Origin of the sequence: Pseudomonas cedrina subsp. cedrina (genome assembly GCF_001983175.1) — a bacterium.
GTDB lineage: Bacteria > Pseudomonadota > Gammaproteobacteria > Pseudomonadales > Pseudomonadaceae > Aquipseudomonas > Aquipseudomonas cedrina.
The window spans coordinates 53587-72503 of record NZ_MNPW01000013.1 but is presented as its reverse complement, the minus strand read 5'-3'; the positions used below and the strand labels follow the sequence as shown (position 1 = coordinate 72503).

General features: G+C 60.9%; 24 protein-coding genes and 1 pseudogene. 24 read left to right on the top strand and 1 reads right to left on the bottom strand.

The features are described from left to right. Positions 1 to 26: 26 nt before the first annotated feature. Complete coding sequence (locus BLL36_RS24255) at positions 27 to 1748, bottom strand: ShlB/FhaC/HecB family hemolysin secretion/activation protein (RefSeq protein ID WP_076954140.1); 1722 nt, start codon at positions 1746 to 1748, stop codon at positions 27 to 29. Positions 1749 to 2557: 809 nt separating this feature from the next. Between BLL36_RS24255 and BLL36_RS24250 the strand changes: the two genes are divergently transcribed. The 24 genes and pseudogenes from BLL36_RS24250 (at position 2558) to BLL36_RS24135 (ending at position 18907) form a co-directional block, all read left to right on the top strand. Continuing rightward, positions 2558 to 3292 carry a hypothetical protein gene (locus BLL36_RS24250; RefSeq protein ID WP_083735331.1) on the top strand — a complete coding sequence of 245 codons (735 nt, stop codon included), beginning with the start codon at positions 2558 to 2560 and terminating at the stop codon, positions 3290 to 3292. A 114-nt stretch (positions 3293 to 3406) separates the two neighbouring features. Beyond that, positions 3407 to 3622, top strand: coding sequence for an AlpA family phage regulatory protein (locus BLL36_RS24245; protein ID WP_090220143.1), 216 nt, complete (start codon positions 3407 to 3409; stop codon positions 3620 to 3622). 12 nt (positions 3623 to 3634) lie between these two features. Beyond that, entirely contained in the window at positions 3635 to 4483 is an 849-nt protein-coding gene (locus BLL36_RS24240) for a ParA family protein (protein ID WP_076954137.1), read from the top strand. Further along, the gene (locus BLL36_RS31110) at positions 4473 to 4676 is read left to right on the top strand and encodes a hypothetical protein (RefSeq protein ID WP_157697309.1); all 204 of its coding nucleotides are present in this window, start codon (positions 4473 to 4475) and stop codon (positions 4674 to 4676) included. The genes BLL36_RS24240 and BLL36_RS31110 overlap by 11 nt, the downstream gene beginning before the upstream one ends. Beyond that, the gene (locus BLL36_RS24230; protein WP_076954135.1) at positions 4669 to 5967 is read left to right on the top strand and encodes a ParB family protein; all 1299 of its coding nucleotides are present in this window, start codon (positions 4669 to 4671) and stop codon (positions 5965 to 5967) included. The genes BLL36_RS31110 and BLL36_RS24230 overlap by 8 nt, the downstream gene beginning before the upstream one ends. After that, a complete protein-coding gene (locus BLL36_RS24225; protein WP_076954134.1) occupies positions 5964 to 6524 on the top strand; it encodes a DUF2857 domain-containing protein in 561 nt (186 codons plus the stop codon). The genes BLL36_RS24230 and BLL36_RS24225 overlap by 4 nt, the downstream gene beginning before the upstream one ends. 3 nt (positions 6525 to 6527) lie before the next feature. Further along, positions 6528 to 7637, top strand: coding sequence for an STY4528 family pathogenicity island replication protein (locus BLL36_RS24220; protein WP_076954133.1), 1110 nt, complete (start codon positions 6528 to 6530; stop codon positions 7635 to 7637). Between the two features lie 119 nt (positions 7638 to 7756). Further along, on the top strand, positions 7757 to 8488 hold the full coding sequence (locus tag BLL36_RS24215; protein WP_076954132.1) for a PFL_4669 family integrating conjugative element protein: 732 nt from the start codon (positions 7757 to 7759) through the stop codon (positions 8486 to 8488). Continuing rightward, the gene (locus tag BLL36_RS24210) at positions 8476 to 8952 is read left to right on the top strand and encodes a DUF3158 family protein (protein ID WP_076954131.1); all 477 of its coding nucleotides are present in this window, start codon (positions 8476 to 8478) and stop codon (positions 8950 to 8952) included. The genes BLL36_RS24215 and BLL36_RS24210 overlap by 13 nt, the downstream gene beginning before the upstream one ends. Further along, positions 8949 to 9356, top strand: a complete 408-nt coding sequence (locus BLL36_RS24205) for a single-stranded DNA-binding protein (protein WP_076954130.1) — start codon at positions 8949 to 8951, stop codon at positions 9354 to 9356. The genes BLL36_RS24210 and BLL36_RS24205 overlap by 4 nt, the downstream gene beginning before the upstream one ends. Positions 9357 to 9818: 462 nt before the next feature. Continuing rightward, positions 9819 to 10211: a hypothetical protein gene (locus tag BLL36_RS24200; protein WP_076954129.1), complete on the top strand. Its 393-nt coding sequence runs from the start codon at positions 9819 to 9821 to the stop codon at positions 10209 to 10211. A 77-nt stretch (positions 10212 to 10288) separates the two neighbouring features. Next, a complete protein-coding gene (locus BLL36_RS24195) occupies positions 10289 to 11017 on the top strand; it encodes a DUF5983 family protein (RefSeq protein WP_076954128.1) in 729 nt (242 codons plus the stop codon). 340 nt (positions 11018 to 11357) lie between these two features. Continuing rightward, on the top strand, positions 11358 to 11810 hold the full coding sequence (locus tag BLL36_RS24190; RefSeq protein WP_076954127.1) for an STY4534 family ICE replication protein: 453 nt from the start codon (positions 11358 to 11360) through the stop codon (positions 11808 to 11810). Between the two features lie 60 nt (positions 11811 to 11870). Beyond that, a complete protein-coding gene (locus BLL36_RS24185; protein ID WP_076954126.1) occupies positions 11871 to 12161 on the top strand; it encodes a hypothetical protein in 291 nt (96 codons plus the stop codon). Continuing rightward, positions 12162 to 12782 (top strand): PFGI-1 class ICE element type IV pilus protein PilL2, encoded by a 621-nt coding sequence (gene pilL2 / locus BLL36_RS24180; RefSeq protein WP_197678463.1) that lies wholly within the window; start codon positions 12162 to 12164, stop codon positions 12780 to 12782. Next, the gene (locus BLL36_RS24175) at positions 12779 to 13402 is read left to right on the top strand and encodes a hypothetical protein (protein ID WP_076954124.1); all 624 of its coding nucleotides are present in this window, start codon (positions 12779 to 12781) and stop codon (positions 13400 to 13402) included. Before pilL2 ends, BLL36_RS24175 begins: the two co-directional genes overlap by 4 nt. Before the next feature lie 3 nt (positions 13403 to 13405). Next, a complete protein-coding gene (locus tag BLL36_RS24170) occupies positions 13406 to 14125 on the top strand; it encodes a TIGR03759 family integrating conjugative element protein (RefSeq protein WP_076954123.1) in 720 nt (239 codons plus the stop codon). Next, entirely contained in the window at positions 14110 to 14658 is a 549-nt protein-coding gene (locus tag BLL36_RS24165) for a lysozyme family protein (protein WP_076954122.1), read from the top strand. The genes BLL36_RS24170 and BLL36_RS24165 overlap by 16 nt, the downstream gene beginning before the upstream one ends. Further along, on the top strand, positions 14655 to 15077 hold the full coding sequence (locus tag BLL36_RS24160) for an integrating conjugative element protein (RefSeq protein WP_076954121.1): 423 nt from the start codon (positions 14655 to 14657) through the stop codon (positions 15075 to 15077). The genes BLL36_RS24165 and BLL36_RS24160 overlap by 4 nt, the downstream gene beginning before the upstream one ends. 1 nt (position 15078) lies before the next feature. Beyond that, positions 15079 to 17100 (top strand): annotated as a pseudogene (gene traD / locus BLL36_RS24155) (type IV conjugative transfer system coupling protein TraD); the annotation flags it as partial. Between the two features lie 10 nt (positions 17101 to 17110). After that, positions 17111 to 17854 (top strand): TIGR03747 family integrating conjugative element membrane protein, encoded by a 744-nt coding sequence (locus tag BLL36_RS24150; protein ID WP_076954120.1) that lies wholly within the window; start codon positions 17111 to 17113, stop codon positions 17852 to 17854. A gap of 102 nt (positions 17855 to 17956) precedes the next feature. Further along, positions 17957 to 18301: an integrative conjugative element protein, RAQPRD family gene (locus tag BLL36_RS24145; protein ID WP_076954119.1), complete on the top strand. Its 345-nt coding sequence runs from the start codon at positions 17957 to 17959 to the stop codon at positions 18299 to 18301. Beyond that, complete coding sequence (locus BLL36_RS24140; protein ID WP_076954118.1) at positions 18285 to 18524, top strand: TIGR03758 family integrating conjugative element protein; 240 nt, start codon at positions 18285 to 18287, stop codon at positions 18522 to 18524. The genes BLL36_RS24145 and BLL36_RS24140 overlap by 17 nt, the downstream gene beginning before the upstream one ends. 11 nt (positions 18525 to 18535) lie before the next feature. Further along, positions 18536 to 18907 (top strand): TIGR03745 family integrating conjugative element membrane protein, encoded by a 372-nt coding sequence (locus BLL36_RS24135; protein WP_076954117.1) that lies wholly within the window; start codon positions 18536 to 18538, stop codon positions 18905 to 18907. The last annotated feature ends 10 nt before the right edge of the window (positions 18908 to 18917 follow it).

Below are 18917 nucleotides of genomic sequence, written 5' to 3'. Positions count from 1 at the left end.
TCTCGATGCCCGAAGGCGGTAAAAATTTAAAGGAAGAAATCCAGGCGGAAATAAACCGGCGCTTCACGTTCAGTGATCGGCCCCGGTCGTTCCAAAGAGTGTGCAAAGGTGACTGTGGCGGCGACGTTCTGGCCGCGTGCGAACAGGTCCACGGAGTTGCTGGTCATGCGCCCGTGCTGTTCGGCGTTGTAGCGGTCGCCGCGGATCACGCCCTGGTCGTAACCGAGGCTGGTGCCGTATTCGGTGAACACCGGTTGCAGCCAGGCCCAGGTCACCGGGCGGCTCCAGCGCAGGTCGTTGCGCCAGTAACCACCGCTGTCGCCGGCAAGGCTCTGGTCCCGGTAGCCGCGAATCGACGACTGCCCGCCCAGGCTCATGCGCTGGGGGCTGAACAGCACGTCTTCGCTACGCTGGCCGGTCATGAGGCTGCTGAAACTGAACGACTCGCCCCACAACTTGAACGGGTACAGGTAGCTCAGGGTGGCGGTGTATTTGCGGTAGCGCGCGTCGGCCTGGCCAGGGCGCGGGTTGTGATTGGCCTGGGCGTCGAAGGCGCCGATGCCGTCCTGCATGCCCAGGTCGATGTTGAGGAACGAGCCGCCGATGCGTCGGCCATGGTTGATGCCGAACTGGGCTTCGCTGAGGCGGTTGCTGCTCAGGGCGAGCTTGCTGTCTTCGATGAAGTTGTTGGTGCGCAGGGTGGCCACGCCGGTGCTGAGCGAAGTTTTGCTCAGGGCGTCGCGGTGGATCACGCGCTCCAGGCGCAGTTGGTGGTTCTGGCTGTCGCCCGATTGCTTGAAGTTGAAGCCGCTGGCCTGGGCCAGGGAGCGGTATTCGGTTTCGCTGTAGCTGTAATTGAGGTTCCACCAGCCAAAGGGCAGGTTGTAATTGAGCATCGAGTTGCGCGAGGTTTTCTGGTGATCGCTGACCGCATCGTGGCCGCCGCGCAGCGACAATTGATCCGCCAGGCCCAGCGGGTTATCCCAATCGAAGCTGGCGCCCCACTGCTGCTCGCCGGTGCTGCGTTGGCCGCCGTTATGGCGGGACAGGCCGACGCGCCACGGCTTCTGCGGGGTGTTTTTGACCAGCACTTCACTGCCGCCAACGGCCTTGCCCGGCGCCAATTCCATCTGCGCCTGGTTCGATGGCAAGCGGTTCAACTGGTCGACCATCTGCTCGATCTCGCGCAGGTTGAGCAGGTCGCCCGGTTTACCTGGGAAACTCATGGCCAGTTGACGGTCGGTGATGCCGCTGCCTTCGGCACCCTTCAGCACTTCCAGGCGGCCTTCCACCACTTGCACCTTGAGGTTGCCGCTGGCGAGGTTCTGTTGTGGCAAGTAGGCGCGGCTGGTGACCAGGCCTTTGGCCAGGTAGTGGTCGGTGATGACCTTAAGCAGGTCATTGAGCTGCGGCACGCCGAGGCATTGGCCGATGTAAGGTTTGAGCAGGCGGGTGCGCTCGGATTCGGACAGGGCGTCGGCGCCGGTGAGCTCGATGGTGTTGATCGCGAAGCAGCGGGTGTCGGCGGGTGCCGTCGGCTGGGCGGCGGTGGCGGCTTTACCGGGCAGGTCCTTGAGGTCTTCGAGGCGGCGCTGTTGCTCTTCGAGCAGGCGGTCCTGGCGGTCGCGGATCAGGTCGGTGACGCCTGGCGTGTTCTGCGGGGTCGCGGCTTGCGCCATGCCGGCTGCGCCAAGGCAAACAAAAGCGGACAACAGGCCGAGCCTGGTTCGACGTACCGTACGCCACATCTCTAGATCCCTCTACATGGCACCGTGCCATCAATGGGCGGCGATCATAAGGTGGCGAAATAGTGGCGTCAATTAAATGTACAAATTTGTTCAATGCCAAGTAGGGATCTCTGGGCCCTGCTTTGTCCGAAAAATCAGACAGTATCTTTGAATCAGAACGGTTGTCGCTGAGCTAGAAAAATATCTGCATAGCGGTAAGCTTTTCTCAATCCAGGCTGTAAATCGACCGCGACCGTTTTGCTCGCCAGCCACAGGGCATGGTCGCCAGCCATCCGACACTCGCAAGTGATTCAACGATCGCCATAGGTAGAGTTGACCTTAACCTTGCACACTCGTCATCGTCAGGAATAAGCCCCGACCAACTCATAGCCTATTTGGATGATTAGCAAATCAATCCGCGCCCCACACTCCAGCCGTCGCCGGAGAAACATCCAGATAACGGCCTACAGGCGATATCCATTAATCAGCGAGCGATTCATTTAAACCAATCGGACATTAATTAAACGCCCCCTCTGCTGACCTCTTGATCGCATCGAAAAAATGTTACGACGAGTTTCGAGACTTCGCGATGACGGGTCGAACTAAACGATGGATTTCGTTCAATTTAGTTCCAGCGCACAACGACCTTCCTCGGCTGAACGCGATGCAAGGCGAACCCTCAAGGACTTTTCAACCCCACGTTTAAACCATTTTAGGAGACCATATCCGCGATAAACGCAGGTGCCGAGCGCTGCGTGATACCCGTCAAAAGCTCAAATCTGAAAACGGATCCGATACGCTAGCGTTGCCCATTCAGGGAGGCCATGACCATGCACACCTCGCCTACTCCGCTAATAAAAGCCTATTACCACCCGCTCGAAGCGGCCATTCGCTGGAGCAACCTGCATCCTTTCGAGTCGACGATTTATGAACAATTGAACGGCCGTCTTCGGCTGGATCACACCGATTTCCCACGCTGGCCGAAGCTGATCCTCAACTACGAACGGCTGCTTTTTGCCCTGTTGAATGGCGAGCTTATGTATGGCAAGCAAGGCATTGTTTACGACGATCCACGCCTACTTCAGGACCCGCAGCTAAGCATCGGTGAAGTGCACCTCAAAGCCTGGATGTCCATGCATTATCCTGAGGAAAAGCCTCGTTTTTTGTTCACTACCAACGAGCTCGGTCGTCTCACGCGGCTCGCCACACAACAGTTGCTTAACGACAACAGTGCAATGGCAATCAACCTCAATGAACGCACCAAGCGGTGTGTGCAACTCAAAGAAGAAAATGTCGCGCTGATGCAACGGGTGAAGGGGCTTGAGCAGCAAGTTCAGTCTTTTGATGTCCCCAGCGAGCGCAGCGTTCTGACCTTCCAGCACATCATCGGCGGCATGCTCACGCTGTTACGCGGCACCTCGCCCGGTGGGCAGCGCTACAGCGTATTCGACAGTGACAGCGCGATCATTGAGGTGATGTTGTCCTTCCATCCTGGACGACTCGGCATCACCCAACGCACGCTGCAAAAGCACTTCGCCGCAGCTCGCAGAAGCCTGGACAGTTGAGCACCACCCTCTCGCAGGAATGTGCGTGTGGACGCAGCACATTGGCGGTATCCCTCATCTGACGAGAGCCATTGAATACCGATCATTCCCCAAGAGACACGTGGAGTGATCATGATGACCCAAGAAGTCCAAGCAGAATCCCCCCTCGAGCGACGCGTGCTACGCCGGGTCGATGTCGAACACAAAACCGGCCTCAGACGCTCGCACATCTACGCGCTGATGCGTGAGGGGCGCTTCCCCAAAAACTTCCCGCTGGGCATGCGTGCCGTCGGTTGGGATTCCCGGGAAGTCGATCAATGGATCGCCGAACGCCGTGCCGAGCGCGCGTAATGGGAGGCGGCCATGATTGTAATAGTGGCGCTAAATACCAAGGGTGGCGTGGGCAAGACCACCGTGATCGCCAACCTCGGCGCAATGGCCGCCGATGCCGGCTTGCGCGTGCTGATGCTTGATCTCGATATACAGCCCACGTTGTCTAGCTACTATGAGTTGACTCGGCAAGCCAGCGGCGGCATTTACGAGTTGCTGGCCTACGCAGAGCGCGACCTCGACAGCCTTATCTCACACACCGCCATCCCCGGGCTGGACCTGATTGTGTCCAATGACAACCAGGGCCAGTTGAATACCTTGCTGCTGCACGCGCCGGATGGCCGTTTGCGTTTGCGCAATCTGATGCCGCTATTCGAGGCCAGCTATGACCTGGTGCTGATCGACACCCAGGGCGCGCGCAACGTGTTGCTGGAAATGGCCCTGCTGGCGGCGGACCTGGCCTTGTCGCCAGTCATTCCGGAGATCCTGGCGGCCCGTGAACTGCATCGCGGCACCTTGCAGTTGCTGGAAGACGTCGCGCCGTATCGACGGTTGGGTATCCCCTCGCCGCCGCTGTGCATGCTGATCAACCGGGTTCATCCCGTATCCACCGATGCCCGGTTGATTCAGCAAGCGCTGTGTCAGGTGTTGAAGTGCAAGGAAGACGTCAGAGTTTTGCGCACGATCATTCCGGCGATTGATGCCTATCCCCGCGCCGCCACGCGCCAGTTGCCTGTTCACCGGGTCGAATACCGCAAGCCCTCTTCGCGCATTGCTCCCGCTGCGTTGCACACCATGCGCGCCCTGGCCTGTGAACTGCTGCCGGAGTGGACCGTGCGTTTTGCCCAGGTCACTGGCCGAGGAGCACGCCATGTCCGCTAATCATGTGCCACACCGATTGCGGCGTCTGATACGCCTGGCCCTGCGCGAGGGTTGGCAGGTGGACGTCGGCACCGATTTGCGCCTGACCTTGCGCAAACCCGGTTTTGCGTCGATCCATACCGGCGCGCACAGCAATGATGGGCGACCACCCATCCATCGTCGGCGCTCGCAGAGTGGAGAGGCTCATGACTAAGCCATCGATACCGCAATTGACCGCGCAATTGATGGCCGCGCCCTTTGCACGCAACGAATCATCGCTACCCGAGCCGCTGGTGGACACCCCCCTGCAAGTGACCCTCGAACAAGTGCGACCATTTCACCTTGATCCACGTCGCTCGCCCAATCCCAAATACCAGCAGATCAAGGCCTCGATTCGTCAACGTGGCCTGGACCAGCCACCGAGCATCACCCGTCGTCCGCATGACGAGCACTTCATTATCCGTAACGGTGGCAATACGCGCCTGGCGATTCTCAATGAGCTGTGGCAGGAAACCGGTGAAGAGCGCTTTCACAGCTTTCTCTGCCTGTATCGCCCCTGGACGGCGCGCGCTGAAATCCTGGCACTGGCCGGGCATCTGGCCGAGAACGATACGCGGGGCGATCTGACGTATATCGAGCGCAGTCAGGCGGTGGATAAGGCCCGTCAGTTGTACCAGCAGGAATGCGGGCGTGCACTGACCCAGTGTGAACTCGCCGAGCGCTTGACCGAAGACGGGTATCCAATCAATCAGCCCGCCATCAGCCGCATGGGGGATACCCTGGAATACCTGTGGCCCGCGATCCCCGGCGTGCTGCAGGCAGGCCTGGGCCGGCCACAAATTCGCCGGTTGTTGACGCTACGCAAATCAGGACTGGCTACTTGGCAACGCTACGCGCCAGACAAGCCGGATGACTTTGCAGAGACCTTCACGCGCAGCCTGGCAGGCTGCGATGGGGAGCTGGCGCAGTTTTCCTTTGAGCGGGCCCGGGATGAGTTGATTGGCAATCTGGCCCAGCAGTTGGCCTTGGACTACGACGAGCTGGCGCTGGAATTGGGCGTTGAGGATCTGCGCAAGAACGTGATGAGCCAGATGCTCACGCCTCAAGTGGCGCTTCCCACACGGCTGCCAACTTTTCCAACCGGCGTATCTCCACCGGTACTCGCACACGATGAGCCACCCGCTGCAAAGCCGTTGCGCGAGCGTATCGCCCAACTCGCCAGTTCGATCACTTCCAAGCTTGCGCCCGGCATCGACGTAACGGTGCAGGACAACGGCGTTGAATTGACCTGGCATGGCGCGCATCCAGCAGGCCTTGCACACCCTGTACAGCCGCTTCTGACGTTGCTGAGCACCCTCTGCTCGCACCCCACGGACAACCCGTATGCGGCCCTGCTGTACGGAACGGCTGAAGCCCCGCCAGTATTGGATGATGAGAGCCTGGCGCGTCTGTATCGCCTGGTCCGACTGGCGCGCCAACTGCCGCGCGCGGGAGCATCGCTATGAACGTCCCCCACCCGCTCAACCAGGCCGTCATCGCCCAGGCCCTGCATGACCTGCGCAACGGTCAACTGCGCCGCTGCCTGTCCATCGGTTTTACCGAGGGACAACTGGCCGCCTTAAAGCGTCCGGAACTGCTCAGCGTGCTGTCCAACGCTCAGGTGTGTTGGTGCCGCGTGACGGTCAATTCGGCGGTGGTGCAGCGGATCCTTACCCAGGCCATCGCCGCCAATGAGGAAGTCGCGGCGATTGACCGCATGCTGCGCGCCGGCGCCAGCACCGAGATGATGAGCCGTTATTTCGGCCTGCCCCACCAGGAGGTGGCCACCCGACGCGAGGTGCTGGGCCTGCCCAAACGTCGTGGTCGCCACCCGGCATTGGACGAGGCCCAGGACGTGGAGTTGTGGCGACGCTGGAAACCGCAGCGCGATCAACGCCAGATCGATACAGCTGATGAGACCGCGATGCTGCAACTGGCGCTGGAGATCGCCGAAGACATGGCCCTGCCACTGTCCGTGGTGTGGTCCACGATTCAGGGATGGGTCGAACAAAAGTTGGTGTGAGTCATGCCTCGCCGGCCGGTGGAGCCCACGCCACGCGACGACTTTATCTACAGCGGTCAACTTCACGACTGCGTACCCCGCGCCTTGCTGCTCGACCGGCGCCTTTCCCCCCTCGAACGCAATGCCTGGCAAGTGATCCGCCTGCTGCTCAACGGGGACGGCATCACTGCCCTGCCCACCTACGAACGCCTGCGCCCCTTTCTCACCACCTCCGCCTGTGCGGCCCAAGCCTCCTGTGAAACCGTGGCGCGGGCGCTGACGGTGCTGCGCCTGTGTCGCTGGCTTAGCCTGGCGCGTCGACGTGCGCTGGGCCCCGGCGGACAGTGGCAAGGCAATCTGTACGTGCTGCACGAAGCGCCTCTGAGCCCGAGCGAGGCGCTGCGTCTGGATGGCGAATACCTGGCGTTGCTGGGCCAGTCCTTGAGCCATCCCAGTAAATCCGTGCAGTGGGTGGCCTACGATGCCTTGCAGGCGCTGGCCGAGGACCCACTGCTCGCTTCCGAGGTATTACCCGAGCCTTTGCAGAGGCTGGTCAGCGACCTGGAAGACCCGCAGAACTTTGCGATTTCCGCCCACGCCCAGATCCAACTGCCCAGGGGCGAACCTGCTTCGGATTCCGAAGTACGGCCTGCTTCGGATGCCGAAATCAGCCCTCCTGCTTCGGATTCCGAAGCAGGTCTGCAAGCCCCGAAATCCGCCGGCCTTCGGAATCCGAAGCAGGTGCCTGGTACTGTATTAAGTATGAGTAAAAGCTTTTGTATACCGCGCGCGCGGGATATAGAGGTGCCCGCCCGTTTCGCCGCCCTGCGCCCGCAGGAGCAAAGCGCAGCACTGGCCACCCTGCAGCGCGTCGATCCTGGGTTGCGTCAGGCCGTGCTGGATGAATGGCAGGCGCGCTGCGAGCGCGGTGGCGTGCAGCGGCCCAGTGCCTATCTGTTCGGCATTTTGCAAAAGGCCCTGCGCGGCGACTTTCATCCCTGGGCGGCCGCGCCTCAATCGCCGCCACCGCCCGCAAAGGCGATGCCACGTTCGCCGGAGCAGGAACAAGAGCGGGTCGACAGCGCACAGCGCCATCTGGCCCATCTGCGTAAGTTGCTGGGAATCCGTCGCTGAGGATTTATGTCACTGACATAACGCGGCAATCCGGAGAACGTCTCCTACGCATTGCCCACAGACGCCTGCCTGAAGACCTGCCAGCCTCGGCTCTCCAATGCCCTTTGAGCCCTTAACCCATGGCCGTCATCGACCACGCCCCGCTGGGTCATCTGCGCAGCAACATGCACCTGACCTTGCACACCCACCACGCCATTCGCCTGTGGCAAGGCCGCATGCCCGCCGCTGATCTACATGGCATTTTTGGCTTGGCCGGGTTTGTCACGGTGCTTAACCGTATTCACCGCGACGCAGCCCAGGACGATCCCTACGCCGATGCGTGGCTGTTACGTGTGGAAGCCAAACTCGACAGCACTCGCGCTGCGCTGTTAGACCTGCGCGCCCAGTTGGATAGCGCCCTGAGCCAAGCGCCAGCGGCAATGAGCCTCGGCGACAATCTGAACCAGACACCTTTGCACCTGCCGGTCACCGTCAATGCTCCCATGGCCTTTTTGGCCCTATACCTTCTGGCCGATTACGACGAACTGGTCCGACGCGCCCTGCTGGCCCAGCACACCGCCCTGATCGACCCGCCCTTGCTGGATGACTGGCTGGAAAAAGGCGCGCATCAACTGCGCAGCCTGTTCAGCCTGGTGCAGCCCTACCGTTCCAGCGGTGTTTGCCGCAACGACCTGCTCGGGCCAACCGATAACGCCCTGCGCGTCCGCGAGGCTTTCGGCGAATTGCCACAGGCCGTACTAAACCGGGAGCGGCGCGCCCGCCACGCCCCCGTCATTCGCACCGCTGGGCCAGAGTCCCATCGTGACCTTGAAGCAATGCAGGCGGAGGCGTTTCAAAAATGTACACGCTGAGTCCACTTCCGGCCCAGGAAGCGATTGCCTCCCTAAAGGGCCTTTTCAAGGGTAAGGGGCAACTGCTGACGCTGGCCGAAACCTGCATCGGCCAGCGCGACGAGCTGATGCTGCACGACATGCCTCGGTTGCTCGAACGCGCCCACGTGTCGCCGCTGCACCTGCTGCCGGTGCAACTCAGCCGCCACGGTTCCCAGGCCGGCACCTGCTTTCTGCGCTGGCGCCGTGTAGATCGCAGTGCGATGGGCACTGCCACCTGGCAAGCCCAGTTGCTGGCAGGCCACACACCGGACGCGCTGGTCCCGACATTGCATCGCCTGGAGCAACAACGCCTGCTGTTCAACGCGAAGATCAGCCTGCTGCACGCCATTGCGCAACTGGCGCAAAGCACCGCCAGCAAGCTGGATGTCGCCGAGCGTACCTATCAAAAACGCCTGTCCGCCATCGTCTCGGAGGCTCAATGAGTACCTACTTCATTGGCGAGGGCAATATCGGCGTTGCCCCGCAATACCGTGAATTTGCCCGCGATAACAACGAGCCCCGGCGACTGTTGCGCCTGAGCGTCTACTTCGACAACCCGGTGCCGATCAAGGAGGGTTACGAAGATCGTGGCGGCTATTGGGCACCGGTGGAGCTGTGGCATCCACAGGCGGAGCAATGGCAGACCTTGTTTAAGAAAGGCATGCGCGTACTGGTCGACGGACGCACGGTGCGTGATGAGTGGGAGGATCGCGAAGAGCACCCGCGGGTGACGTTCAAGATCGAGGCACGGCGCGTGGCGATTTTGCCGTATCGCCTGGCTACGGTGGCGTTGCAAGCTCCGCAGGATCTCGCGGATGAAGCGCCTGATACCGCCCTTGAATCATGAGTGGGCATACTCTTCGTTCTATGTCGTCCCTTTCCCACGTCATCCGTCGACACGGGATTGAAGAAGCGCAGCGGCTGCTTTTAGTATTGCTCTCGACGGAGCAAAGACTCCGTCGCCGAGCGGCGGATTCACTTCGATGAACGCCTACTGCACTCGTCGCTCGGCACTGCATTTCCGGGGCCCCGGAGTGTTTCTCCCACATGGGCGCTTTGGGGTCCATTTTAGCGTGATCGCCGGTTTAACGCGGAAGGTCGCTGCTTCTGATTTGCACTGCCCAAAGGTCCCACACTCTCCCCAAACTCCCACCCAGCGTTGCCGTGCAGCACGGCACCCGCCCAGGTAGCCACGATCTTCAAGGCTACGGCGCAGTCCTCCTGTGCTGATCCAACGGCCTGTCCCTAGCGCCTCAGGCCATCATCCCCCTACGGCTACCCCCGGCCGTTTAAGCCTGGAGAATCGTCCATGAATCCACCGATATCGACGCCCGATTGTTCTGACCAGCCCAATGGTCTTCAACATCAGTCGCAGGCGCCTGAACCGTTCTTCGAAGCCTGGAAACAGGCGGTCCTGCTCGCAGGCCCTGGCTACTTCGGCATCAAATGCCGTCGCGATCTCGACATGGCCCTGAGCAAATGGGACCTATGCCCGGACATACCGCTGATCGAAACAGCCATCGGCGCCATGAGCCATGGCGAGCAGATCTTCATTGCCGCACTCGTGAGCTTCTACAACGACCAAATCGGCGGCGAACTGCTGCAGCGCGCCGGTGTGTCTGGCATGGCTGACTTTGGCATTCTTGACTCACAACGCCGATCATTGTTGGCGAGGCTGCTTATTCACTACAGCGGATGGTAAACCCACCGCATGACGGCACCCGACGGGACACTACCCGTCGGGCGGTGTCCCTCCTTCATCACCGCAGGAGATCACCCATGCCTACGTTCAATCACCCCGTGAATCCGTTCGCGCGCGGCTTCAACGATCTACGCATCCAGCGTCTGCTGGCCATTCTCTACGACGCCCAGGCGCCGCTGTGCTACCTGGCGCCGCATCCGGATCAGGAGCACCTGACCGACGATCAGTTCGAGCGCCAAGCCTGCCTGTTCAACCAGCAGCACGCCTGGGTCGAGATCGAGGCAGGCGAACTGTCCAGGCATGCACATGACTATCCCAATCAGGGCATCGTGGTGCATGTCATCCATGCGCTGTACAACCATGACCACTCCCCCGCCACGCTGGTGGCGGACCAATATTCCAGGGCACTGGCAGAAGAATGCGTGCAACAGCTGACCTTCGAGACCGGCCACTACAGCCGCTGCTGGGAGATCAGCAGCACGCACCTGCCCCACAGTGCCTGGTCCACGCTGCAAGCCATGTTGCTGGACGAATGGCCGGCGGGCCTGCTGTTCGAGACCTTTGTCCTGGCTGATAGCCACGCCCTCGGTTTCAAACTGATCTTCACGCCCTGGAGCGACGCGCATTTGCTTGAGTTCGACGGCAGCAGCGCCGAGCAACTGCGTCAGCAGCACCTGAATGCCGGGCTACCGCTGGCGTTGGTTGAAGTGCTGCATCTGGCGGCACAGGCCGATGTGCGAATCCTGATCTTTGATCCTGACGCGACTTGTCTGCCTGGGTTGACCACCTTCGACGACCATCCCTAGCACGTCCTCATGAAGCCCCGAACGCGGGGCTTCATCCTTTTGCCCGAATGAAATCCGCAACACTGCGGGTTCCCTTTGATAAACGTCAGCCGCTCAAACACATAGCAGGCTGGAGCCATGTTCAGCCGACATGCTCGGCAACATGCCCAGGTGGTCAGGATCTACAAGGCCACGGCGCTGCGGCGTTGATCCTTTTGCTCGCACCGCATCCTCGCGCGAGTACCCGCCATCCCGGCGGGCGATGCCGTTCCTCAACACCAGTCGCGAACTGGTATCCGACCCGTGGGGCCACTCCCCTCGGGGTGTCTCCACGTTCTGTCCATCCAAACAGGAGACTGTCATGTCCCAATCATCTGCCGTTGCCGATGAGGCGACTTACTTCGATCTGCACACCCAGGGTTTGGGTTATCTGAACCGGGTCCGCGAAATCCAACCCAAGCGCGGCAAGGCATTTTTGGCCTGCACGCTCGCGGCTCTCAGTGGCCCGACCGAGGCGCCGGAGTATCGCTACTTCGACGTCACTGTCTGTGGTAGCGAAGCACAACGCCTGGTCAAGCAATACGCCGACGCGGTCAAGCAAGGCCAGAAAGTGCTGCTGGGTTTCCGCTTGGGCGACCTGTGGGCCGACCTGTTCCGCTACAGCCGTGGCGAAAAAGTCGGGCAAACCGGCGTCAGTCTCAAGGCCCGCTTGCTGTTCATCAGTTGGATCAAGGTTGATGGCCACCTGGTGTACCAGGCCAAGCCCAAGACGGCCTCCAACGACACGCCTGCAACCGCGCAAGCCGTCCAGTGACCGTGCGCGCTCATCCCTTCGACGCTGTGTTCAGGCGTCAGTCTTATCAAGGAGTCTGCCATGACCCTCAATTGTTCCGCCCCGCAGTTCACGCCGGGCGTCATCGTTACCACCCCTGGGGTCCAAGCGCTGATCGAGCGTGAGGCCTTGAATCCACTCCCCTATCTGCTGCGTCATATCAAAGGCGATTGGGGGGATGTCTGTAGCGAGGACTGGGAAGAAAACCAGTACGCGCTGAAATTCGGCAGGCGCCTGCTGTCGGTCTATAACATCGCGCCTGAGCTGACGTTGTGGATCATCACCGAGTGGGATCGGTCGATCACGACGATGCTGCTGCCTGACGAATATTGAGTGAAAACGACAACGGCCTTCTGTGGAAGGCCGTTTGTCTATGCGGGGCGCGTCCAATGCTGGCGGGTGCATTCGGGTGTGCGGGGCCGGCGCATTTGCCGCTGCAACCTTTCAATCGACATTGCTCAATGGCGCTCTGCATACGAGGGCTTTGGGATGTTTTCAGGTAAAGGTGTTCGAGGGGTTTACTCGCTGGGTATGTGCCTGCTGGCCGGCTGTACGCTGCCCTCCGCACCCGAAGCGATGCTGCCTGCTGAAATCAGCCCAAATGAGACTCCGGTGATTCGGCAAAACCGCTACACCTTGATTGAACTGCAACCGGCTGACGACCAGATGGATTTGCAGCAACAAATCATCGACTTGCGAATTCCCGCCACTGCTGCCACCCGCGTCGGCGACGCGATGCGTTATGTGTTGCGCCACTCCGGTTATCAATTATGCGAAGGCGATCCCGCACTCGCGAGCTTGTGGGCTCTGCCCTTGCCCGCCGCACATTGGCGGCTGGGCCCGCTACCGTTGAATCAAACCCTGCAACTGCTCGCTGGCAATACCTGGCGCCTGGTGGTTGACGACGGTGAAAGGCAGGTGTGCTTTACCCGCACTGTCGAGGTGCTGCCATGAAACGCCCATCGGCGCCACGTGCCGTTGCCGCTCTAGCCTTCATCTGGTTGATGCTGCTCAGTCTCGTCGTGCTTTCACTAGCCGGCTCCATCACCCGTCAGGATGAACAGCGCCGCCGGGATGCACCCGATGCTCAGATTGCCGAACTGCAAAATCGCGCCGCTGCGCTCGAAGCTTTTCAGGCAGCCGTCGAGGCCGCGCCGGCTCATGTGACCGAGCAAAAGCTGCAACGCGCGGGTGATCTCTGGCAGCAGCAAGGAGATGAGCTAAGTCAGCAAGTCGCTATCCACACAGCGCAGATAGCCGAACTGAAGAGTCGGCTTGAGGCCCAGTCGCAACAGCTTGCCAGCACGGCGGCCACCCGACCCAAACCGCGTAAACCCGAAGCCAAGTCACGCCCCGCAACGGTGGCGCCAACGTTCCAGGTGCTCGGCGTCGAATTCCGTGGCGGCCAGCGTTTCCTGGCGATCCAGCCGAATGGAAGCCTGGGTTTGACTCAAGTCCGCTTGCTTAGCCTGGGCGACGCTGAAGGGCAATGGCGTCTTGAGGAACTAACGGCGCAATCCGCGTTGTTTCGCGTTGGGCACCAAACACGGCGCCTGGCAGTGCCGCAGGAGTGAGTCATGACCAAGGGATCCAGGTTTTCCTGCCGATTGAGCTGGGTCATTGCACTGAGCGGCGCCCTGTTTGCCAGTCAGAACCGTGCCAACGCTGAAGACGAAATGACCTCGCGCGCACGCATCAGTCGCGAACAGCGCACGGACGAGCAACGCGCTCAGGATTGGGGGTTGCGCGCCGAAGACTGGGCGCGCTATCGCCAACTGCAACAAGGCCCGCTCGGTATCTACTCGCCCAACCTGGACCCGCTGACCGCCCTCGGCATCGAGGCCCGCAACGACGAGGAACGCCGTCGCTACGCCGAATTGCAGGTTCGCGCCGAATCAGCGCGTGTCGCCAAGGAATTGGCCTATCAACGCGCCTATGATCAGGCCTGGCAGCGTTTGTACCCGACGCTGCTGCCCGTGACATTGCCCGCAGCCACCAGCAGCCCCGTCCGGCAACGCAGGATTGCTCTTTTCGTGGAGGACAACTGCGTGCGCTGCGACGCCCAGGTCAAACAACTGCACCACGCCAACACTGAAATGGATGTGTACCTGGTCGGCAGTGTCAATGACGACCTGCGCTTGCGCCGCTGGGCACAGCGTTTGGCGGTCGATCCGCAACGTGTACGTGATCGGCGCATTACCCTGAACCATGATGCCGGGCGCTGGGAAGCACTGGGGCTGGCGGGTGAGCTGCCGGCGCTGGTGCGTGAGGTGAATGGACAATGGCAACGCCAGTGATCCGTTATTGCGCGTTGTTAGCGCTGATGCCGACCTTGGTCGCCGCGCAGGAGTGGCCACCCTGGGCATATCAACTGGCAGCCGCTTCCGCACAAGTACCGCCAACCCTGCTCTACGCCGTCGCGTTGCAGGAAACCGGAAAAATGCTGCGTGGCCGCACTGTGCCCTGGCCCTGGACGCTGAATATCGCCGACCAGCCACATCGTTATGCGACACGACGCCAAGCCTGCCAGGCATTACAACATGCACTGCAATCCACACCGCAAAACCGTATTGATGTGGGCCTGGCTCAGCTCAACGTCGGCTATCAAGGCGACCGTGTAAGCCACCCCTGCGAGCTCCTGGAGCCCTACCGTAACCTGCGGCTGGCGGCGATGATCTTACGTGAGCAGTACAACAGCAATGAGAGCTGGTTGATGGCGGCCGGGCGTTACCATCGCCCCGCCGGCGGAGTTCAGGCGAGGCGCTATCGACAAGCTGTCGAGCGTTACATGGCGACACTGGGCACCCAATCGCAGAAGAGCACACGATGAAACGCTCCTGGATTTTGCTGTCAGGTGTGCTTGTCGTGGGGAGCCTGAGCGCATTCGCAAATCCAGACACTCGCGCCCCCTTTGTCTACAACGAAGCAGCGCTATTGCCGATACGTTCGTTGTCATTGCAACCCGGCCAAGTACAAGCAAAAACCGTGGATTTGCCAGGCATCACCGCGCTGTTTCTGATCGGTGATGACCCGCTCTCTCTGAGATGGCTGCAACAACGCCTGCCCCAACTGCAAAACCTGGGTGCCGTTGGGCTGGTCGTCAATGTGGAGTCCGCAGCGGCGCTTCGGGATCTGCGCAACCTGGCTCCCGGTGTAAGCCTGACGCCAATGGTTGGGGATGATTTCGCCTCGCGTCTGGGCCTCAGCCACTATCCCGTGCTCATCACCGCAACAGCCATCGAGCAGTGATATGGCTCAAACGGTGGAGGTGCTGCTACGGCCAGCGGTTGAGCTGTACACCGTCGCAGTCTGTGCAGCCAGTGCCACGCTCTGCCTGATTGCACCCTGGTCGCTGGCGCTCAGCCCCAGCCTCGGTATTGAAGCGGCCGCGCTCTTCGCTGTCCTTGGCAACATTCGGCTACGACAGGCCTGGGTAATTCTGCGTTACCGCCGCAACATTCGACGTCTGCCACGCTATGCGTTATCCGATAAGCGCATTCCGGTCAGCCACGAGCGGCTGTTTTTGGGCCGCGGATTTCGCTGGGAAGCCCATCATACCCATCGCCTGCTGCAGACCTACCGCCCCGAATTTCGACGCTATGTTGAAACGCCCCGACGACTGCGATACGCACGGCGACTGGAGCAGCGTCTAGAGTTCGCCCCTAGCCCCTTTAAGCGCTTGGCGAAAGTGACCAGTTGGGATCACCTGTTGAACCCGCTGCGTCCACTGCCTCCCGTCGGTGGCCTGGCGCGTCTGCACGGCGTTGAGCCTAACGAAGAGGATGTCGCCCTCCCTCTGAGCGAGCGCGTCGGCCACACGTTGGTGCTCGGGACCACACGGGTCGGCAAAACCCGCCTGGCCGAACTGCTGATCGCCCAAGACATCCGCCGTGGCGAAACCTGCATCGTCTTCGATCCCAAAGGCGACCCCGACCTGTTGCTGCGCGTTTTCGCCGAATGCCGTCGCGCCGGCAGGCTCGACAGTCTGTACATTTTCCACCTGGGCTGGCCCGCCAGCTCTGCGCGCTACAACGCCATCGGCCGCTTTGGTCGCATTACCGAAGTCGCCAGCCGCGTTGCCGGTCAATTGTCCAGCGAGGGCAATAGTGCGGCCTTTCGCGAGTTCGCCTGGCGCTTCGTCAATATCATTGCCCGCGCCCTGGTTGAACTGGGGCACCGCCCGGACTACCTGCTGATCCAGCGCCATGTGGTCAATATCGACACGTTGTTCATTGAGTACGCCCAGCACCTGTTCGCCCGCCACGCACCCAAGGCGTGGGAAGCCATCGTGCAGATCGAAGAGGGCATCAATGAGCGCAATACCCCACGGCATATGCTCGGTCGCGATCGCCGGGTGGTGGCCATCGAGCAATATCTGACCCTTGTGCCGCTATTCGACCCCATTCTTGAGGGCCTGCGCAGCGCAGTGCGCTACGAGCGCACCTTCTTCGACAAAATCGTCGCCTCGCTGCTGCCGCTGCTGGAGAAATTGACCAGCGGCCCCATCGCTGAACTGTTGGCGCCCGACTATGCCGACCTCAATGATCCACGACCGATCTTCGACTGGATGCAGGTGGTGCGTCAGCGCGCCGTGGTCTACGTCGGTCTGGATGCACTGTCGGACGCCGAAGTGGCGGCCGCCGTCGGCAATTCCATGTTCGCCGATCTGGTCTCGGTAGCGGGCCACGTCTACAAATTCGGGCTGGACGACGGCTTGCCCGCCACGCCTCACCCAAGCCCCTCACCGATCAATGTGCACGCCGACGAATTCAGCGACCTGATGGGCGATGAATTCATTCCATTGGTCAACAAAGGCGGCGGAGCTGGCATGCAAGTCACCGCCTACACCCAGACCCTCAGCGATATCGAGGCGCGCCTGCGCAACCGCGCCAAGGCTGGGCAAGTGGTCGGTAACTTCAATAACGTCATCATGCTGCGCGTGCGCGAAACCGCCACCGCCGAACTGCTGACCAAACAACTGCCCAAGGTAGAAATCAAGAGTATTTCGCCCGTCAGCGGTGCCACGGACGTGTCCGACCCCGCTAGCCAAACCGCATTCACCTCCAACACTCAGGACCGCGTCACCCTCAGCAGTGTGCCGCTGCTGGAGCCAGCGCATATCGTCGCTCTGCCTAAAGGCCAGGCGTTTGCCCTGCTTGAAGGCGGCACGCTGTGGAAACTGCGCATGCCGTTGCCGGCCCGGCAGACAGCTGCAGCCCTGCCAGACGACTTGACTGAACTGACCCAACAGATGCGTCAACGCTACGCTCAGGACCGCCGTTGTGCGTGACCCGATAAGCGTCGCCCACAAACAAGAGACTGCACAGCGCGGTCTGGTCGTATTTTTGTTCACCTTGCCGTTGCGCATCCTGGGTCTATTACTGGGATCGCTATTGTTGAGCCTGATCATCGAACTGGTCGGCATGCAGCTATTTTGGCCGGAACAGGGCTGGCGGCATGCACAGGCGATGATGAATTTTGAACTGCAGCAGTTCTCGACCCAATTCACGCGCAGCCTAGTCGTGCAGGCACCGGGGCGCATCGCCTATCGCTGGGTAACTTGGTTGCATGAAAGTCTGCTGCTGGATACGGGAGTATTGAACTGGGTCGAGCGTGTGAACGCGCAGGCTCAGTTCTCGGATACTCGCAGAGGCTTCAATGCCGTCGTTGCTCAGGCTGTCACGCATCTTGAAAACTACGTCCTGGCGGCGTTCTATGCCTCAGCGACATTCGGCCTGCGGGTATTGCTGCTGGTGTTGACGCTGCCGCTGTTCTTGCTGGCCGCTGTGACGGGGATGGTGGATGGTCTGGTCCGCCGCGATGTGCGGCGCTTCGGTGCCGGGCGGGAATCGGGGTTTGTCTATCACCGGGCGCGGGCACTGCTCATGCCATTGGCCTTGAGCCCGTGGGCGGTGTATCTGGCGTTGCCGATCAGTGTGCATCCGCTGGTGATTTTGCTTCCTTCGGCGTTGTTGCTCGGCATCGCGATCAGGATCACCGTGGCAAGCTTCAAAAAATACTTGTGACGTTGGGCAGCGCAATAGCGGGTAGGCGCCGCGCCTTATTTCTGGCGGCGCGGGCCTGCATTTACCGGCAGCCTCTCTCTCTGTTTTCCAGAGAGGTCATTCATGTTGAAACGCTTCAATCCGCACGTCGCACACACTATTGCGCTTCTGATGGCGCCCTCCCTGTTTTGGGCTCCATGGAGCTTGGGTGTACAGGAAGCACGCCTGGCAGCACTGGTTCGCCAACTCGATGTACTGGAACGCATGACCGAGGACGCCGCTGCGCTTCCCCGTGACGGTAGCGCTCGCTACCACTTCGATTACCCGCGCCTACGTGATGACCTCCAGCGTATTCGCCAAGGCATCCGCGCCTATTTGAGCCCTGAACGTGCCCAGCCTCGCGACGCCATGCCCATGCAGGCTGACTACCGCGTGGAAACGGAGGCCATCGATGAACCTGAGCAATGAGCAAAGCGCAGCGTTCCTGGCGCACGGTGGATTCACACCCGGCGCCGTCGCGGTCCTGTTAATTGGCGTGGTATTCGCCGTGCTGCTGGTGTGGGGCGTGTGGGCAATGCGCACGGCCTACGTCGGCTGGGCCGAGCACAGGCTCTCCCAGCGCCAGTTGCTCGGCGTCGCGATTCGCTTCGCCGCGATGTATGGGCTGTTGACCTATTTTTTGCTGTCCTGAACGAGGCCGTTATGCAGTGTTGCGCCGCTAAATCCCCCTGCACGCGTAGACCGCCGGTGCGGTTGGGGTTGGCTGTGCCCGCCACGGTGTTGAGCGCATTGAACGCCCAGGCCGGTCTGCCGACCATGGAAGACCCGTCCCGCGGCACCGGCGACGGCATTCTGCAAACCGCGCAGAACTACGGCTATGACATCGTCATGCTGGTGGCCTTGCTGGTGATTTCCTCCATGTTTATCGGCGTGTGCTACCACGCCTACACCACCTATTCGGAGATCCACGCCGGGCGCAAGACCTGGGGCAATTTCGGCCTGACGGTGGCGGTTGGCGCGCTGTTGCTGGTGGTCGGCATCTGGTTGCTGACCCAGGCCACCGGCATTTTGTAGGGGATCGCCC

Excerpts from the sequence above, each read along its gene's own strand:
- BLL36_RS24255 (WP_076954140.1), bottom strand. The coding sequence starts at position 1,748 with ATGTGGCGTACGGTACGTCGAACCAGGCTCGGCCTGTTGTCCGCTTTT.
- BLL36_RS24250 (WP_083735331.1), top strand. The coding sequence starts at position 2,558 with ATGCACACCTCGCCTACTCCGCTAATAAAAGCCTATTACCACCCGCTC.
- BLL36_RS24245 (WP_090220143.1), top strand. The coding sequence starts at position 3,407 with ATGACCCAAGAAGTCCAAGCAGAATCCCCCCTCGAGCGACGCGTGCTA.
- BLL36_RS24240 (WP_076954137.1), top strand. The coding sequence starts at position 3,635 with ATGATTGTAATAGTGGCGCTAAATACCAAGGGTGGCGTGGGCAAGACC.
- BLL36_RS31110 (WP_157697309.1), top strand. The coding sequence starts at position 4,473 with ATGTCCGCTAATCATGTGCCACACCGATTGCGGCGTCTGATACGCCTG.
- BLL36_RS24230 (WP_076954135.1), top strand. The coding sequence starts at position 4,669 with ATGACTAAGCCATCGATACCGCAATTGACCGCGCAATTGATGGCCGCG.
- BLL36_RS24225 (WP_076954134.1), top strand. The coding sequence starts at position 5,964 with ATGAACGTCCCCCACCCGCTCAACCAGGCCGTCATCGCCCAGGCCCTG.
- BLL36_RS24220 (WP_076954133.1), top strand. The coding sequence starts at position 6,528 with ATGCCTCGCCGGCCGGTGGAGCCCACGCCACGCGACGACTTTATCTAC.
- BLL36_RS24215 (WP_076954132.1), top strand. The coding sequence starts at position 7,757 with ATGGCCGTCATCGACCACGCCCCGCTGGGTCATCTGCGCAGCAACATG.
- BLL36_RS24210 (WP_076954131.1), top strand. The coding sequence starts at position 8,476 with ATGTACACGCTGAGTCCACTTCCGGCCCAGGAAGCGATTGCCTCCCTA.
- BLL36_RS24205 (WP_076954130.1), top strand. The coding sequence starts at position 8,949 with ATGAGTACCTACTTCATTGGCGAGGGCAATATCGGCGTTGCCCCGCAA.
- BLL36_RS24200 (WP_076954129.1), top strand. The coding sequence starts at position 9,819 with ATGAATCCACCGATATCGACGCCCGATTGTTCTGACCAGCCCAATGGT.
- BLL36_RS24195 (WP_076954128.1), top strand. The coding sequence starts at position 10,289 with ATGCCTACGTTCAATCACCCCGTGAATCCGTTCGCGCGCGGCTTCAAC.
- BLL36_RS24190 (WP_076954127.1), top strand. The coding sequence starts at position 11,358 with ATGTCCCAATCATCTGCCGTTGCCGATGAGGCGACTTACTTCGATCTG.
- BLL36_RS24185 (WP_076954126.1), top strand. The coding sequence starts at position 11,871 with ATGACCCTCAATTGTTCCGCCCCGCAGTTCACGCCGGGCGTCATCGTT.
- BLL36_RS24175 (WP_076954124.1), top strand. The coding sequence starts at position 12,779 with ATGAAACGCCCATCGGCGCCACGTGCCGTTGCCGCTCTAGCCTTCATC.
- BLL36_RS24170 (WP_076954123.1), top strand. The coding sequence starts at position 13,406 with ATGACCAAGGGATCCAGGTTTTCCTGCCGATTGAGCTGGGTCATTGCA.
- BLL36_RS24165 (WP_076954122.1), top strand. The coding sequence starts at position 14,110 with ATGGCAACGCCAGTGATCCGTTATTGCGCGTTGTTAGCGCTGATGCCG.
- BLL36_RS24160 (WP_076954121.1), top strand. The coding sequence starts at position 14,655 with ATGAAACGCTCCTGGATTTTGCTGTCAGGTGTGCTTGTCGTGGGGAGC.
- BLL36_RS24145 (WP_076954119.1), top strand. The coding sequence starts at position 17,957 with ATGTTGAAACGCTTCAATCCGCACGTCGCACACACTATTGCGCTTCTG.
- BLL36_RS24140 (WP_076954118.1), top strand. The coding sequence starts at position 18,285 with ATGAACCTGAGCAATGAGCAAAGCGCAGCGTTCCTGGCGCACGGTGGA.
- BLL36_RS24135 (WP_076954117.1), top strand. The coding sequence starts at position 18,536 with ATGCAGTGTTGCGCCGCTAAATCCCCCTGCACGCGTAGACCGCCGGTG.